This is a genomic window from Nostoc sp. (assembly GCF_036919895.1).
Taxonomy (GTDB): Bacteria; Cyanobacteriota; Cyanobacteriia; order Cyanobacteriales; family Nostocaceae; genus Nostoc.
In genome coordinates this window covers 1-17,608 of record NZ_JBALBW010000058.1, presented here as the reverse complement: position 1 = coordinate 17,608, position 17,608 = coordinate 1, and the positions used below count along the sequence as shown (strand labels likewise).

The 17,608-nt window shown below is 42.6% G+C and carries 13 protein-coding genes; 5 read left to right on the top strand and 8 right to left on the bottom strand.

Annotated features, from left to right (window positions below; genetic code table 11):
* Positions 1–113 precede the first annotated feature (113 nt).
* The gene (locus tag V7K55_RS10770; RefSeq protein WP_334830991.1) at positions 114–1,604 is read right to left on the bottom strand and encodes a glutamine synthetase family protein; all 1,491 of its coding nucleotides are present in this window, start codon (positions 1,602–1,604) and stop codon (positions 114–116) included.
* Between the two features lie 19 nt (positions 1,605–1,623).
* Complete coding sequence (locus tag V7K55_RS10765; RefSeq protein ID WP_334830995.1) at positions 1,624–1,788, bottom strand: hypothetical protein; 165 nt, start codon at positions 1,786–1,788, stop codon at positions 1,624–1,626.
* 145 nt (positions 1,789–1,933) lie between these two features.
* On the opposite strand from V7K55_RS10765, the gene V7K55_RS10760 reads away from it, so the two are divergent.
* A complete protein-coding gene (locus tag V7K55_RS10760; RefSeq protein ID WP_334830988.1) occupies positions 1,934–2,089 on the top strand; it encodes a hypothetical protein in 156 nt (51 codons plus the stop codon).
* A 70-nt stretch (positions 2,090–2,159) separates the two neighbouring features.
* Here V7K55_RS10760 and nifJ read toward each other — a convergent pair whose 3' ends face one another.
* The 3 genes from nifJ to thrC (V7K55_RS10745) all read right to left on the bottom strand — a co-directional run bounded on the left by nifJ (position 2,160) and on the right by thrC (V7K55_RS10745) (position 8,608).
* Positions 2,160–5,801 (bottom strand): pyruvate:ferredoxin (flavodoxin) oxidoreductase, encoded by a 3,642-nt coding sequence (gene nifJ / locus V7K55_RS10755; RefSeq protein WP_334830986.1) that lies wholly within the window; start codon positions 5,799–5,801, stop codon positions 2,160–2,162.
* Between the two features lie 900 nt (positions 5,802–6,701).
* Positions 6,702–7,316 carry a chromophore lyase CpcT/CpeT gene (locus V7K55_RS10750; protein WP_334830984.1) on the bottom strand — a complete coding sequence of 205 codons (615 nt, stop codon included), beginning with the start codon at positions 7,314–7,316 and terminating at the stop codon, positions 6,702–6,704.
* Between the two features lie 200 nt (positions 7,317–7,516).
* The gene (gene thrC, locus V7K55_RS10745) at positions 7,517–8,608 is read right to left on the bottom strand and encodes a threonine synthase (RefSeq protein ID WP_334830982.1); all 1,092 of its coding nucleotides are present in this window, start codon (positions 8,606–8,608) and stop codon (positions 7,517–7,519) included.
* A 51-nt stretch (positions 8,609–8,659) separates the two neighbouring features.
* On the opposite strand from thrC (V7K55_RS10745), the gene V7K55_RS10740 reads away from it, so the two are divergent.
* Positions 8,660–8,794, top strand: coding sequence for a hypothetical protein (locus tag V7K55_RS10740; protein ID WP_262985808.1), 135 nt, complete (start codon positions 8,660–8,662; stop codon positions 8,792–8,794).
* Between the two features lie 300 nt (positions 8,795–9,094).
* On the top strand, positions 9,095–9,292 hold the full coding sequence (locus V7K55_RS10735; RefSeq protein WP_094330682.1) for a hypothetical protein: 198 nt from the start codon (positions 9,095–9,097) through the stop codon (positions 9,290–9,292).
* A gap of 82 nt (positions 9,293–9,374) precedes the next feature.
* Here the strand turns inward: V7K55_RS10735 and V7K55_RS10730 are convergent, their stop codons facing one another.
* Complete coding sequence (locus tag V7K55_RS10730) at positions 9,375–11,735, bottom strand: hypothetical protein (protein WP_334830980.1); 2,361 nt, start codon at positions 11,733–11,735, stop codon at positions 9,375–9,377.
* Positions 11,736–11,994: 259 nt separating this feature from the next.
* On the opposite strand from V7K55_RS10730, the gene V7K55_RS10725 reads away from it, so the two are divergent.
* Entirely contained in the window at positions 11,995–13,650 is a 1,656-nt protein-coding gene (locus V7K55_RS10725) for an iron uptake porin (protein ID WP_334830993.1), read from the top strand.
* 973 nt (positions 13,651–14,623) lie between these two features.
* Positions 14,624–14,977, top strand: coding sequence for a hypothetical protein (locus V7K55_RS10720; RefSeq protein ID WP_334830978.1), 354 nt, complete (start codon positions 14,624–14,626; stop codon positions 14,975–14,977).
* 265 nt (positions 14,978–15,242) lie between these two features.
* Here the strand turns inward: V7K55_RS10720 and V7K55_RS10715 are convergent, their stop codons facing one another.
* Both V7K55_RS10715 and thrC (V7K55_RS10710) read right to left on the bottom strand, forming a co-directional pair.
* Positions 15,243–15,518 carry a MoaD/ThiS family protein gene (locus V7K55_RS10715; protein ID WP_094330660.1) on the bottom strand — a complete coding sequence of 92 codons (276 nt, stop codon included), beginning with the start codon at positions 15,516–15,518 and terminating at the stop codon, positions 15,243–15,245.
* A gap of 73 nt (positions 15,519–15,591) precedes the next feature.
* Positions 15,592–16,902: a threonine synthase gene (gene thrC, locus V7K55_RS10710; protein ID WP_094330661.1), complete on the bottom strand. Its 1,311-nt coding sequence runs from the start codon at positions 16,900–16,902 to the stop codon at positions 15,592–15,594.
* Between the last annotated feature and the right edge of the window lie 706 nt (positions 16,903–17,608).

The window sequence follows — 17,608 nt, the reverse complement described above, 5'->3', positions numbered from 1 at the left end:
ATTTTAGGCTCTCCGTGAGTTGAATGACAGATTTTGGAGACATGAGTTCGGCTACAAAATAAAGTTACCTTTCTCTTATCATAGGATCAATCATTTTTTGGAGTTCTCTAAATTCAAAATAGTTCAAAATATTCTCTTTGCTCCCAGTTAGTCACCTGCAATAAATACTCTTCTGGTGGCATCTCGGCGACGGACTGCAAAAAGCGATTAATTTCACTCTGTTTGATCTTGATGATAAAGTTTATGAACTGCTGCCCCATTTTTTGAGAAAAAAGTTCGCTTTGGCTCAAAGATGAAATCGCCTCTGGCAAACTTTTGGGTAAAGTTGGATTTTCTGTAGTGTAAGGTGACTCTGTTGGAGAACCAGGGTCAATTTTACGATCTACACCATCTAAGCCAGAAATCAATTGCGATGCCATGTAGAGATAGGGATTGGCTGCTGGTTCTCCAACTCGGTTTTCAATGTGGGTGCTGGGGTCATCAAAACCGCCTTGTAATCTAATCATTGCGCCTCGATTTTCCCATCCCCACCCCGCACGATCAGGAGCTAGGGAATAAGGTCTAAATCTTTTGTAGCCGTTAATTGTCGGGGTTGTGAACACAGAAGCAGCATTGGCGTGTTTGAGAAGACCAGCAATGAAGTGTTTAGCTAAATCTGACGTGAGGGTTTGCCCTGTTGCAGACATGAAAGCGTTCTCGCCTGTAGTTCGGTCTACAAGGGATTGGTGCAAATGCCAGCCATTTGAAGAACAACCTTGCAGTCCTGGACGACACATAAATGATGCAATGTAACCTTGTTGACGGCAGATTTGCTTGGTTGCCATTCGGAATATCATCATTGTATCGGCAGCTTGCAATGCCGGAATTGGGTCAAAGGTAAATTCAAATTGACCGACACCCCCTTCGTTTTCTACACTCCTTAAAGGCAATTCCATTTCAACTAAGTTTTCTGCCAAAACGCGCAGCAAATCGTGAATCTCTGGATTGTGGGATTCTAAAAGATATTGGAAGCTATGCTCTACGGCGCTAACTTTAGCAGCTTGGCCGGGTTTTCCAGAAGTACCAACATTAGCGATCGCTAACATCGGATCTAACAACTTTGCCAGATACCACTCAACTTCTAAGCCGACAATATACGTAAAGCCTCTTTGATGTAACTCTAATAATGATTGGCGCAAAATACCACGACTGGAAAAGGGCATTGGCTGACCATTCTGAAAGTACTCGTCACAGAGAATAAAGCCAGTACGTTTTGCCCAAGGCACAATTTTGAAGGTATCAGGGTCAGGAACAGCCACAAGATTTGGCGCACCTGTCATCAGAGGCATATCCAAGCTACCGCCAGGAACAAAAGGGTTAAATACAATTGCGCCACCTGTATCAAACAAGAATGTCCCAGTACTGATTTGCATACCATTTTCCAGGGCGCTGAAAAAGGCTTGGGGTAAGAGCGACTTACTGCGAACAATGCCATGCTGGTCTGACCAAGCAGTACGAATCAACAATAGATCCTGTTCTTTAACAACAGCCTTGATTTTTTCAGATGCTTCTTTTTGGATTTCTGTCCACAGGTGATGACGCTCAATAAATCCAGGTCTTTTCATTGGGATTGCCTAATCATGTTCAATTTGTGCAATTCCATTGCGCCTCAATCTGACAACTCGTATCCAACGCCCAATCCTTCTCAGCCCCGCGCTTACCCGTTTCTTTATCAATGCGAATCAAAAACGCAGTCATTTCATTTTTCTGAAGAATCTTTTCCTTGATGCGATCGACCCAAATATGCATGGGGACATTGGTTTGAAATTCAGATTTTCCCCATTTCTGCAAGAAGTCTAGCGATCGCAGGTGCAACGAATGCCCATACTATTCTACACCAAGCTATACATGAACTCCGGCACGGGTCAGTTAACGAAGTGAAACAACTGCTGGCGTGAAAGATAGCTCTTGGGGCGAATATGCTGATGGTGTATTACTAACTGAGTGTGAGCAGATGCGGCAGGTTTGCGATGGCGTAACCGCCCACCGAGGCGATCGCATCGGGAGCATCCCATCTGATGATGGTGCGTCACCGAATAGCCCGTCATAGCGATCGCTCTTACTCTAATTTCAGAAACTGCGATCGCTTGTATGATTTGATGGTGGGATGCAATAACCTTTTAATCAGTTCCTTGTTTAATCTCGCGTTTTGCCAAATATTGGTACATCTGCCAACGGGCATCTACCTCAGCTTGGGCTTGTTCTAACAAGTGCTTGGCAACGTCGGGCTTGCTCTTGGTAAGCATTTTGAAGCGATTTTCTTGATACATTGAATGTTCTACCGGTTGTGTTGGCGATCGCATATCCAATTGCAATGGATTTTCACCCTGGTTAAGCAATTCTGGATTATGCCGATACAGTAACCACCGACCTGATTCTACCAGAGTTTTTTGATGATTCATCCCCATAGTCATATTAATACCGTGGGCGATGCAATGGCTGTAAGCAATAATTATTGATGGCCCATCATAAGCCTCTGCTTCCAAAAATGCTTTGAGGGTATGTTCATCTCTAGCACCAAGGGCTACACTCGCTACGTAGACATTTCCGTATGTCATCGCAATCATCCCCAAATCTTTCTTTGGTGCAGGCTTACCACTGGCGGCATATTTAGCAACTGCGGCGCGTGGCGTGGCTTTAGAAGATTGACCGCCTGTATTAGAATACACTTCTGTATCCATTACCAAGATGTTGACATTTCGACCACTGGCAATGACATGATCGATGCCGCCAAAATCAATATCATAAGCCCAACCGTCACCGCCAACAATCCAAACGCTTTTTCTCACTAAGTAATCGGCAAGAGATTTGAGATTTTGGATTTTGGATTTGAGGTTAGGATCGAAAGTGACAATTTCATCTAACTTCTGCTGCAACAGTTCTATTCTTTCGCGCTGTTCCCAAATGTCAGCCTCAGATTTTTGTTCAGCTTTCAGGATGGAATAGACAAGGGTTTCATCTATTTCACTCCCCAACTGTTGCAACAATTCCGCCGCAAACTCAGCTTGTTTATCCAGGGAAAGACGGAAGCCAAAACCGAATTCGGCGTTATCTTCAAATAGATTATTAGACCACGCTGGGCCGCGTCCTTGGGCGTTTGTTGTCCAAGGAGTGGTGGGGAGATTTCCGCCATAAATTGAAGAACAACCTGTAGCATTAGCGATGACAGCGCGATCGCCAAACAATTGTGTTAATAGTTTTAAATAAGGTGTTTCACCACAACCTGCACAAGCACCAGAGAATTCAAATAGGGGTTCTTGCAGTTGTTGTTGGCGAATCTGGTTTAATTTTAGCGATCGCCTGTCAGGATTAGGTAAACTCAAGAAGAAATCCCAGTTTTTCCGCTCTTGTTCTTGTAAAGGCAACTGCTGCGCCATGTTAATCGCTTTCCGCAATGGCTCAGATTTATCTTTAGCAGGGCAAATATTTACACAAATAGTACATCCGGTGCAATCTTCTGGGGCTACCTGAATAGTAAATTTTTGATTGGCAAAGTCTTTATCTTTTGCACGAGTTGATTTAAAGGTTTCTGGTGCATTGACTAACTCATCGGGTTGATAAGCTTTAGCGCGGATGGCACTATGGGGACAAACCATAACACACTTACCACACTGAATGCAGATATCCGGCTCCCACACAGGTATCTCTTCGGCAACGTTACGTTTTTCCCACTTGGCAGTACCTACGGGAAATGTGCCATCAACTGGTAGAGTGCTAACAGCTAAATCATCACCTTCCCACACCATGATTTTCCCCAGCACTTCCCGCACAAATTCGGGAGCGGAGTTAAGAGTAGAGACGGGATTAATCGCGTCTGTGCTGAGAATTGTTTGTGGGACATCTACTTTATGCAAGTTGTCTAAGGTGTTGTCAACAGCTTGCAAATTCATGCGGACAACTTCAGCGCCTTTTTTACCATAAGTCTTATCAATCGCTTGTTTGATTTTAGCGATCGCTTCTTCTTGCGGCAAGACTCCCGCCAAGGCAAAGAAACAGACCTGCATAATGGTGTTAATTCTGCCACCCATGCCACTTTCACGGGCAACTTGGCTGGCATTTATGACGTATAACTTCAAATGCTTATCGATAATTTGCTGCTGCACTTTGAGCGGCAAATATTCCCAGACGCTATCTGCATTGTATGGACTGTTAAGCAGCAAAGTTGCCCCAGGAATAGCAGCTTTCAAAATATCTATGCGTTCCAGAAATCCCCAATGATGACAACCAATAAAGTTAGCTTGGTCAATTAAGTAGGTAGAGCGAATTGGCTCTTTACCAAAGCGGAGGTGAGAGACAGTCATCGAGCCAGATTTCTTAGAATCATAGACAAAGTAGCCTTGGGCGTAATTGTCGGTTTCTTCACCAATAATCTTGATAGAGTTTTTGTTAGCACCAACAGTACCATCTGAACCCAAACCATAAAACATTGCCCGAACAACATTATCCGATTCTGTAGAGAAGCTGGGGTCAAAATTTAGAGAAGTGTAAGTAACATCGTCATTAATCCCAATCGTAAAATGATTCTTCGGTTTAGCTTCAGCAAGATTATCAAAAATCCCCTTCACCATCGCCGGCGTAAATTCTTTAGAAGAAAGACCATAACGACCACCAATGACTTTAGGCAGAGGGGCTGAGGAGCGGAGGGGCAGAGGAGAATCTAATCCTAATTTCTCCTCTGCTCCCCTGCTCCCCTGCTCCCCTGCTCCCCACGCTTCATAGATAGCAGCCACAACATCCAAATACAAAGGTTCCCCGGCGCTACCTGCTTCTTTGGTGCGATCGAGAACTGCGATCGCTTTTACACTAGTTGGTAAAGCTGCAACAAACCTTTGGACATCAAAGGGGCGATAAAGTCGCACTTTCATTACACCAATTTTTTCACCACGGGCGTTAAGATAATCTATCGTTTCATGGACGGTTTCACAGCCTGAACCCATGAGAACGATAACGCGCTCGGCATCTTTAGCACCGTAATATTCATAGATTTTATAATGCCTTCCCGTGCGTTCTCCAAATTCATTCATGATGCGCTGGACAATTTCTGGACAAGCGTTGTAGTAAGGGTTAGCGCTTTCGCGTCCTTGGAAGTAGACATCGGGGTTTTGGGCAGTCCCCCGCAATACAGGACGATCTGGGGTGAGGGCGCGCCTGCGGTGAGCGAGTATGAGATGATCGTGAATGAGCGATCGCAAATCTCCATCTGAAAGCAGTTTGACTTTCTGGATTTCATGGGAAGTGCGGAAGCCATCAAAGAAGTGCATAAACGAGACTCGCGTCTCTAAAGTAGCTGCATGAGCGATGAGAGCAAAATCTTGACTTTCTTGCACCGAAGCGGAACACAGCAGGGCGAAACCAGTCGCACGAGCCGCCATCACATCGCTATGATCGCCAAAAATTGATAAAGCGTGGGTAGCCAAAGAACGGGCTGCAACGTGAACCACGGCGCTAGTCAACTCACCAGCAATTTTGTAGAAATTGGGAATCATCAACAATAATCCCTGAGATGCCGTGAAGGTGGTACTCAGGGAACCTGTTTGCAATGCCCCATGTACCGCAGCTGCGGCTCCCCCTTCGCTTTGCATCTGCACAACGCTGGGAATAGTACCCCAGAGGTTAGGACGACCTTCTGCTGACCAAGCATCTGCCCATTCACCCATTGCTGAAGAGGGGGTGATAGGATAAATGGCGATCGCTTCATTTAGTTTGTAAGCAACACGGGCGACAGCTTCATTCCCATCAATGGTTGCAAAGGTTTTGTTCATAATCTGATTTTTGTCCCCGTCTCTCAGTGTAAATAGAAGAGCAGAATTCAGGAGTCATACCATTTCTTTGTGAAGCTGCGCCAAATTTCCTTTGCTTCTTATTTCTTTCTTTGTGTCCTTTGTGTCCTTTGCGGTTCGTTCCTCATATAGTTCGGCGCACCTTCATACAGAACTGATATCAGTCATCAAAGTAATTTTTAATTGATAATGATGCTTGCAGACTCGCTAACACAATTTGTAGTTCAATCAGTATTATCTTCCGTACTCTTTTAGAGGTTTGGATGAACAAGTATTTCCCTGTAATTTTAGGAACTCTTAGATCCCCCCTAAAAAGGGGGGAATCGGAATCAAAGTCCCCCTTTTTTAGGGTAGCTACTGCGGTCTTGGGGTCTCCCCAAGACCGCAGTGGCGTGGATTTAGGGGGATCTAAAACTTTGCATACCGACAAGATGACTTGTTCATTCATCCTCTTAGTTACGAATTACGAATTAGTTTTGTACTTTACTGAATGACAAACTGCTGTATAAATAGCCAGAGCTAGGAAGTCAGAGTATTAAAATTTTAAAGTCAAAGAGTTCTCGGTAGAATTTACCATTGTTCAAATGATGATTTATTAATGGCTTTCGGCTCTTTAATTAACTTTAAATAAATACTTCATACATTAGTATCTCATCCTAAATACCGCATCTATTAATATGTATTAATCATGTACTCAATAACCAAAAGACTTATTAGATAAGGCTTTCAGTTAATAGATTATTTTTTGTGGGGTATGGGGTCGGGTTTCTGTCTTGTTTTCATCCCCGTTAGGAGAAGTTGTCAAGCATTTAATAAATAAATTAACAGTTGTCAGCGGCGATGTCGTGAAATGGACATTCACCAACACCTACCCACAAGCGGTTAAGTGTGAGTATCCAGCGCGTTAATTAACTTGACTTCATCGGCAAAATTTGCCCATCTGACAAAGTGAAATGGCCCGGCGATGGAACCCCACAGACGCTCATCAGTGTCTAAATCCCTTCCCCGGTCGAGGCTGAAAAATTCTTTAGCGTCAATCTCAAATTCATTATCTAGATAGGTATTTTTGCCGTCACGAACCACAATGCAGCCTTTACCGGGTTCAACCCTGCCTTTAAAGCTATTACCTGTCCACTCTACGACCATGTTGCAACCTGACATTTTTTCCAATTGGTCAACGGATAAATCTTTTAAACGTTCAGGTTTACGAGATGCGCCGTAAAATTTTTGTTCTTCTTTAAGGGTGTAGTGTTCAATAATAATGTGGTTTTCTGCCGGAATCAAATTCATTACCCGCAGCCGGTAGGGTTGATTGAGCATAAAATCATAAGCTTGTTCGAGAAACAAACTTACCCCTGAGAACAATTCTAAGGGAAGGGGACGGATACACACGCGAATGTGGGCATAAAAAGGCGGATTTTCAAAAGCTTGTTCTTGATTACTAAAATCAGCTGCCATCCACCGGGCTAAGGTAGCAATATCAGTAGAATGAGTCACGTCGCTTCGCTCCGAATTCAAAATTCAAAATTCAAAATTAATAATCCCCAAATTCTTCTTTACGCTCTTTGTTTCGTGTACTCTGCGTCTGGAGTGGCTAAATAAATTATTTTTATACCACAGAGGCGCGGAGAACGCAGAGAAAAAACAAGAGATTTTATGAGTCATTTTGAAAGGGCAAGTTATAGATATTACGCTGCTTAAAATCCCATTGCCTCGGCGACTGCGCCCAATTCGGCTGCAATTCCCTGTTTAAATTGACTGTGATTGTGTTTAATAGCTGTATCTGGGTCTTTTAGACCATTGCCTGTGAGGACACAAACCACTGTCGCCCCTGTGGGAATTTGGTCTTTCATCTGCAACAACCCGGCTACAGAAGCGGCGCTAGCGGGTTCGCAGAAGATCCCTTCTGATGCTGCCAAAAGTCGATAAGCGTCGAGAATTTCTGCATCGGTAACGGCGTGGAAACTTCCCTGGCTTGCGGTTTGGGCTGCGATCGCTAAATCCCAGCTAGCGGGGTTGCCAATGCGAATTGCTGTCGCGAGGGTTTCGGGATGCGCCACGGGCTGACCGTGTACTAATGGGGCTGCACCTGCGGCTTGGAATCCCATCATTCGAGGCAAGCGATCGCACTTTCCATCTTGATGATATTGACAAAAGCCCATCCAATATGCTGTGATGTTTCCCGCATTACCAACGGGGATGCACAACCAGTCTGGGGCATCACCCAAGGCATCGACAATTTCAAAGGCTCCTGTTTTCTGCCCTTCTAGGCGGTAGGGATTGACCGAATTTACCAATGTTACCGGATAGCTTTCGGCCATCTCGCGGACAATTTCTAGCGCTTGGTCAAAATTCCCTTTAATTGCCAATACTTCTGCACCATACAGCAATGCCTGGGCTAACTTGCCCAGCGCCACATAACCATCGGGAATTAATACAAAGGCATTCATCCCCCCACGTTTGGCATAGGCGGCGGCGGCGGCTGAGGTGTTACCCGTGCTGGCACAAATTACTGCTTTTGCCCCTGCTTCCTTGGCCTTGGAAATTGCCATAGTCATCCCCCGGTCTTTGAAGCTACCGGTAGGGTTTAGACCATCATATTTTACAAAAACCCGTACTTGTCTGCCAATACGTTCTGCGATCGCTGGCACTGGTATTAGAGGTGTGTTTCCCTCCAACAGAGTTACCACCGGTGTTTTTTCGCTCACAGGCAAGTATTGGCGATAGGCTTCTATCAGTCCGGGCCAGGGTTGGCGATGAGATTTAGCAACAGATAGGCTCAAAGTCACGGGATTTAAAATTTCTTAATGTAAGGATTGGATATTTAGAGAGGGTGGCAGATGGAAGCATCGGATGGGGAAGAGGAAGAAAGTGGATTTTTCTTTGCTCTGTCCCAGCCCCTTAATTGCAAAAGAATATTACTTAAGAATATTATTTTTTGTGGTGCAGGTGTTTCACTTGCCATTTTTATTTAGAATACCAGTTAAATACGCAATGCGCTGTCTCTCCTTGGCAGTAGCCTTGGGCAACTACCTGTCCATCTAATCTCGCTTGGGCTTCGTTGCTATTTTGCCTCGAAATTTATCAAACAGAATTCAGGAGTCATGGGGCAGTGTTTTCTTTGGAACACAGCCATTCTGTTCACCGTCTCTTATGATTGAACCGAAAACCCATTAGAGTAATTGATTTAAAATACACAATATTTTAATAAAGCTTAAAAGAGCATTATTATATTATTTCTAATGGTGTGAATTAAATTGTGGATTTAATTAACGATGCCTACTTGTTTATCTAGTGTTTCCGATCGCGAATCCCAGGCTAACTGGGTCAGTAAGCTAACCAAGTCTTATTATCAAGACGATCAACAAGCTAAATTTATGCATTTACAAGCAGAAGTAGACTCTCTGTTGCAGCAGTTGGAAAACCTGAAGCACCAACGTTTAGCCGACACTGAGACTAGCCAAAAGGAATAAGTCAGTTTTGGAAATAGCGATGTCTACGACGGGCTACGCCTACGCCAGTGCCTCTTGAATTTAAATTTGAGTAAGGGGCGTGCTATTCAAAGCGCTGATTTTTCTCTGACCAGCGTCTCAAACTGTAGTTATGAGCATTTTCTACTAGCAAAGCTAAGGATTGCACGTCTGAAAGCCTGGCGATCGCAGAGAGTCTTTGTAAATCATTTCCTGTAAAATCAGTGTAAATGACTTGATTGCGATCGGATAAAATTATAGTCCGGTCACGGTGTTGCTCTGTATTTCCCCCCTGAATTTCCGGTGGAGACTGATTCAAAGATGCGATTGCTGCTGCTGAGATAGTCAGTATTATTTCTGGTTGAGCGTTATTTGTTAAATCAATCACTTGAACGGGCCAATCACCCAACTTTTGCTGCATCTGCTCAAAGCTAGGAATAGCACCAGCCGGAACTTCACCAGATTGCTGTAAAGATTTCCACAGACTCGATAATATTACCTTTACCCCTTGGGGATTTTGTTGATACAGTTCTTGTAGGGTGATGGGAGATGGTTGTATCCATTCCAGTGCTGCATTTGTTAAGGCTAAAGGTTTGGGTTGGATAACATCGTTTTGATTCTCTGGAATTTTTGGCCCCGCAGCTAATAGGCGTAAAACTTTACCCTGTAGTTGCACCGCTTTGATAGCCGCGATAGTAATTTTTTGCTCTCCATTTGGCAACCAGACTATAATCTGGATTTCCGGGTCAGAAGTGATTCCCAAAGTTTTCCAGAAAAATTTGGCAGTATCAGTTTTGGGTGGGTTCAAATTCTCGAAGGGGGAATTTAGCCAGCTTTTACCGTCATTGAATGCATTTACCTCTACCTGATACCAAACTTGGTTATCTGTGAGTTTCAAGTCTTCTGGAGAATTGGGTTGCAGCCACTCAGTGCTAGTAACTTGAGTAATTGGTTGCACTGTACCGACAATTTCACTAGGGTGAGTAGAGGATATTTGCGATTTTGCATCCTCACCATTGAGTCTTGCTAACAGACCTTGAATATAGGCAAGATTATCTTTTGTAATTTTTGGTTGCGCTTTTAACCAAGAATTAGCATGTTCTTCTCCCTGCTGAACAGCTAAAGTCAGCACGAACCAAGCTTGCACCTCTAGTCTATTTGGGTTCACCCGTAACGCCTGAGCAGTTCGATTCCATAACCGGTTCTTATCCGCTTTCAGTAAAGTAGCAATTTCTTGGACATTATGTGGTGACGCTTCAAACACCTGTAAAGCTTTCTCCCAGCGACCATCAATCAAGTTTGCTAGTACTTCTTGACTAGGACTTGCCCATTTTTTCTGGGCTTGGATTTTAGTAAGTTGGGAATGCAAACGAATCAAATCCATTTGCGCTTGCGCCGCCTGTGGAAAAACTCCTTTGTGCTGTTTCTTGATGAATTTCAACCATTCAAAGGCTGGTGTCCACAGTCCACTACGGGCAATTGCTAGGGCATTTTGGTATGCAGAATCCTTGAGGGCTGGTGATTTGAGGCTAATCGCCTCTAATTCAATTGGTTTGAGTAATAACTTCACAGGCTTGACTTGGTAAACCTGTAAATGCGGTTCTAAACCTACTGTTTCATCAACAACTAACTCTTTTGTCGCATCACCAGTTACCTGTTGCCATTTGGGTAATTGTCCGTTGGGACTTGTCCAAGACAACATTTGTATTAAATTGGTGCGTTCTGGATTGTAATACACAATGTTACCGTAAGCGATCGCACCATTTCCTTGTTGGTGTTTACCCCGCAAATTAAACCAAACCCCTGGTGATGGTGTCCCACCATCAAACCGTTGCACTTCAGTTAAAGGTAAGGGAACACTGATATCTTGCAGTTCTAATGTTCCATCAAGTGAGGGAGAAATCACAAAGGATTCTTCCGGCCCAGTTACAGATAATTGAGTCGTTAGGTAGTAGTAATTTTCTGACTGAGATTTAAACTCTAACTCTTTTGAGCGCTCGTAAACCCTGAGTTCTACAAGTTTTTTACAATCAGATTGACAATTAGCACGCTGCTGCCAAACTGGTAGTAAAAAAGAGTCTTTTGCATCCTGACGTAGAGGTAGATTTTCACCAAATATTTGGTTTTTTTGACTCAAATCGAGTTGAATTTGTTTGAGAGTTTTGGGGTGTTCGTACTTACCAAGAGGGATTTGGGCCCATGCAGGTAAAATTTTATTTAGCCAGCTTACCTGGTCTGGATTGAAGATGAAGAGAACACTAATCCAGGCAAAAGCCATAACTAGACTAGCACTACTCAACAGAATTGCGATCGCTAGCATTGACGACAACCAACTTCCCCGTTTTAGCCTTTTCTGGGGTTTTTTAACGACGCGTTTCATCACAACTGCATGAGGTTTATTTTGTTTCGAGGTTTTTGGTATCGGCTTGCGTGAACGATTTGCCATAGATTGGGGATTAGGGATTGGGGATTAGAGATTGGGAATTAGAGATTGAGAATTCTTACCCAGTCCCCAGTCCCCAATACCCTGTTATACTCGTCCTTTCAGAAGTTGCCCAGAAAGATTTAAGTCTCATTTTCGACAAAATACGTAAATTTTCCCATGTGAATGTTAGACAACAGCGAATACACTCTTCACTTGAGTATGTGAAGAGTGTAAAAAGTTGAAAGGTAGACTTATTAGCCGCAGTTATCGCAAAACCTGGATGCTCGCATGGTTACTAATTGCGGGAGTAAATGGCGTTGCACAAAAAGTACTAGCACAAGAGTACACAGACACTGTAACTACTCAAGCGCAGGAGAGTACAGATTTAAATTCTTCTCTCCTCTCCCCAAAAGATTCGATGGCGCAAGTTACATCGGTTTCTCAACTCAAGGACGTACAACCCAATGATTGGGCATTCCAAGCATTACAGTCTTTGGTAGAACGCTATGGTTGTATAGCTGGCTATCCAGATAGTAGCTATCGCGGTAATCGCGCCTTAACTCGGTATGAATTTGCCGCCGGCGTGAATGCTTGTTTAGATAGAGTCAACGAATTAATCACTACAGCCACCAGCGATTTAGTCACCCGTGAAGATTTGGCAATATTACAAAAATTGCAGTCAGAATTTGCCTCAGAATTAGCAATTTTGCGGGGTCGTGTTGATAGTCTAGAAGCCAGAACTGGCGAAATTGAAGCTAACCAATTCTCAACAACAACCAAACTCAGTGGATTACTAATAGTCGGCATTCAAGGACGGACTAACAATCGTGGTGATGTTAATCCTAGAGATGGACAAAAAGATACAAATGATGCAGGGACAAACACTGATGTTATCTCCTTAGCGCAATTATATTTAACTAGTCAAATCACTCCTAGTAGTTACTTGTTTACAGGTCTTTTAGCTGGTAGAGGTACTAGTGCGCCAAGATTTACCAATAGTGTTTCTCGGAATGATGTTTTACTTGGCTACGAATTTCCTACAGACAACTTGATTGTAAGTGACCTTAATTTTCATTGGCTGGTGACAGATAAATTAGCAGTGATGGTAGGAACAGAAGGTGTAAGTATGCCTGCTGCTTTCCGAGGCCCAAATCGAGTAGAAAGTGCTGCAACAGGGCCATTATCTTATTTTGCCCAAAGAAACCCAATTTTAAATATGGGATACGGTCACGGCGGTATAGCTATTGATTGGCAATTTGCTAAACGCGCTAGTTTGCAGGCAATTTATACTGCTTATCAACCAGGAAACCCCACTAAAGGTAGCGGTTTATTTGATGGAACTAGAACTACAGGTGTGCAATTGCTGCTGACACCAACCGATACTCTCGATTTAAGTTTGTATTACGTTAACAATTACTCTTCAGATGGTTGTTTACTAACTTTTGTTGGTGATGAATGCTTAACTGCGGTTAATACAACTACCGGGAAATCAGCGCCATTACAAACCAACGCCGTCGGTGCGACTATAACTTGGCAAGTCTCTCCTCATCTGAGTGCAGGTGCATGGGGTGGCTATACTAAATCTTATATTCCTGGGCAATCTGGAAATGTAGAGACGACGAATTATATGGTCTTTCTAAATTTCCCTGATTTATTGAAGAAAGGAAATTTAGGCGGAATTTATGTCGGTCAACCTCCTAAAATCACCAGTAGCGACCTACCTGTAGGGAATAATGTCCCTGATTTTATTAATACCGGCTTAGGACGTGCAGGTGGGCAACCAGGGACAACCACTCAAATTGAGGCATTTTATCGTTTCCAGCTAACAGATAACATCAGCATTACACCAGGAATAATTCATCTATTGCAACCTGCTAACACACCAGATAATGACTCAGTTACCATTGGCATTCTGCGGAGTACTTTTAGTTTTTAATTTTGTTTGCAGATAAACATCATAGGAATGACAGCATTTTTCAGGTAGGATGAACGGTCGAAAAATTCAGCTTTTTGGTGATTTTTGCGTAAGTTCTGGAGATATAAAAAAAGGTTTGGCGGTGAACCAAACCTCTATATAAATCCAGTACATAACAACATCCCGAATTAATTTACTCATTATTATATTCATAGGGCATCTTCCTATAGGATGTGTGCAAATATCCTCAAACCTGATGGACTATTTTTCGAGTATAATCGAATACCTAAAAAGGAAACTTGCTGTAAGGTGATTTTTACAGCAAGCAAAATAAAAGACGGGGGTTAGCCCGTCTTCTGTATAATTAAGTAAAAACATCTTGGTAATTTCTGCAATATATCAAAATCCTTTAATCACAATCTGCCAAATTGCCAAATGCTCACCAATAAAACACGAATATTAATCTCTCTGTAATTGGGTATTTTTATAAGCTATAAATTTTACTCTCAGTCCAAATTAATAGTTGCTTAAAGGGTAAGTAGATGGGCGTGAATAAATATAATATGTTCCGTCATTGCGAAGCATTACGAAGCAATCGCAGAGTCTCTGGGATTGCTTCGCAATAACATCTTATATTTAATTATGCCTACCTACTTATAATGATGAACCCTAACAAAAACATGCTTTTATATGGTTTTATATTATTAATCAATGTCACATAGGGCGTGCCAATTCGGGATATAAAAAAAGCTGCGACCCCGAATAGCCCATTGTAGACATCGCACTATTCAGTTGGATATACTTATAGCACTAGTATTTGATTTTTGAAATACACGTAGGGTGTGTTAGCAAAGCGTAACGCACCAACAGCTTAGGATGGTGCGTTACGCTATCGCTAACACACCCTACAAGACTACCGAGATTTTTTCAGAAATCAAATATGATTCCTATATGATTTCTCTAGATAGAAAAATTACTGACAACGAAGTTCATCATGAACCTAAATATAGTTGATGACAAATTGCAGATAGAATTTACCTTTAAAGAGCAACTGCTAGCTGTTCGCTTGAATAAACTTTGGCAAATATCACTAGCCCATATTGAACAAGTTACAACAGCCGAACCCCAAAGCAATTGGCGAGAATTGCGTGCCCCTGGTAGCTTTATTCCTGGAGTGGTTAAGGCTGGAACTTATTACACTAACCGAGGTAAAGAGTTTTGGTATGTGAATCGAGAGACAAATTATTTAACTATTCAATTGCGAGATGAATCTTATAATCGGATTATCTTAACTATTGATAACAATGAGTCTTGGCAACAAAGACTTGCTCAAATAATTGCTGCATAGTTAACTCATTCAAGTATCTACACTAAATCTTCCGGCATTGCATAAATGCGGCATGAGTTTCTGGTTGAAACCATTGAAAATTCGTTACAAATTGGGCAAAATCATCCCATGATTCAGCAACGCCAATATTCCTTGCGAAATGCTACCACTATTAAGGGAAGCAGCAGCCCTCTTATAATAACCATTCCCAGTCTAAGACTGGGAACAAGGTAATCTATCACAGGTTTGTCTAGACAGACTTCTATTTTATTTACTGTTCTCTCTATTAACCACCAGCAACAGCAGGAACAATACTTACTTCATCGCCATCTTTCAAAGCTGTGTTAATACCATCTAAATAGCGAATATCTTCGCTATCGACGTAAAAATTTACAAACCGACGGAGCTTGCCTTCTTCATCGCATAATCTGGATTTAATACCAGGAAAGCTTTGTTCTAAGGATTCCAACAATTCAGCAATGGTGCTACCGTTGGATTCTAGACTAGCTTGATTATGAGTCAAATTTTGAAGAGTGGTAGGAACTAAAACTGTTACAGCCATAGAAGTACAAAGTGAGGAGTGAAAAGTGAGGAATACAATTAAGAGTTATGAATAAAAAACTCACAACTCATAACTAAACGAGGACTTGTTGCCATTCCAAGCGATCCAGAGTCCGCGATCGCTCTAGAGCGCGTTCAAAACTATCAAGTTTAGCATCAATAGTCAAGGGTTCGCCAACGTAGCCTTGGATTGCTTCTTGGGTTTTCAAACCATTGCCGGTGATGTAAATCACGGTAGTTTCATCTGGATCGATTTTGCCAGCTTCTACCAGTTTTTTCAGCACGGCCACGGTTGTACCACCAGCCGTTTCGGTGAAGATGCCTTCGGTTTCTGCCAGCAACTTGATGCCATCAATAATTTCTGCATCATTGACTGATTCAATATTACCACCAGTTTTCTGGGCTAACTCTACAGCATAAATGCCGTCTGCGGGATTACCGATCGCTAGGGATTTCGCAATTGTATTCGGTTTCACTGGCTTAATAAAGTCGCGTCCTTCTTTGAAGGCTTGAGCGATGGGCGAACAACCCTCAGCTTGAGCGCCACTGAAACGGACGCTCTTGTTTTCTACTAAACCAACTTCTATAAATTCTTGGAACCCTTTATAAATTTTGGTAAATAGTGAACCAGAAGCTAAAGGAGCAACCACATGATCAGGTAATTCCCAGCCTAGTTGTTCCGCAACTTCAAAGCCTAACGTCTTGGAACCTTCAGAGTAGTAAGGACGCAGGTTAATATTGACAAAACCCCAGCCATGTGTATTAGCAACTTCCGAACAAAGACGATTGACTTGATCGTAGTTGCCTTTGACGGCCATCAGCGTGGGACTGTAGATCAGGCTACCGATAATTTTACCAGCTTCTAAATCTGCGGGGATGAACACACAGCAATCTAAACCGGCATGGGCTGCGATCGCAGCTGTAGAATTTGCCAAGTTACCAGTGCTAGCGCAAGAAACAGTAGTGAAACCCAACTCTCGCGCCCTCGACAGAGCGACTGATACTACCCGATCCTTAAAGCTTAAGGTGGGCATATTAACGGCATCATTTTTTATATAAAGCTTATTTAGACCCAGGCGACGGGCAAGACGGTGGGAACGAACCAAGGGAGTCATCCCCGTTCCCACATCTATAACATTGTCAGTTGCGACAGGCAAAAAGGGACGGTAGCGCCAGATTGAATTGGGCCCAGCTTGAATTGTTTCACGAGTGACAGTCAGACGCAGGGCGTTGTAGTCATACTTGACTTCTAATGGGCCAAAACATGACTCACAAACATTACTGGCTTTGAGTTCATATTCGGCACCACATTCCTTACACTTTAAGGCTTGAAAGTAGGCAGTGCTGGTTTGGGTTAGGTTTTGGGTTTTGATTGCCTGAGTCATAAACTAGCTTTCCCTGTTTGTCTGTCGGCTGTCGCCTGATAGTAACACGAGCAAAAATACCAGTCAAACATACCCGACAAAAACTATCGGGTATGCTTGGTATTCAAAGGAATGATTCTTGTAAAACTTTGATACAAGCAATTCCTTTGTTTCGTATTTACACTGGCAAGCATGATATCGCCAAAAATGACAATAGTTTTAATTCCTCAGTCTTAACACTGACAGCTTATATGAGTAAATTGCATTTTAGTTATGATTAATTTGCATCCAGATGAAGAATTATCCCATTTAAGCGATTTAGAGCGGTTAGTTAACCTTCCATTTTTTTATCTAAACGACTCTACAGGGTTCTACGCATATATAGCAGTAAGGACTCAAAAGCCTTTCCAAATATAAGTTTTAGTATTTTTAACACCCCGATCAAAACCCAAAAATTGCTATGTGTATTGCCAAAATGAAGTTAATTTTTCAGATGTGATTGCACTGATGCAGCGCCAGAGAAGTTACTTATTTATACGGAAGATTTTTTTTGCTATAAAAGCTACATTGCTATTTACATTTAAATTCCAGAAAAAAACATAGTAACAAATTACACATATTTACGATTATGAGACTTCCAAGAAATAAATTACTCAAATAAACGAACCACAGAGACAAGGCAGCGCGGTCTTGGGGGTTTCCCCCATGAGCGACTGCCGCACAGAGA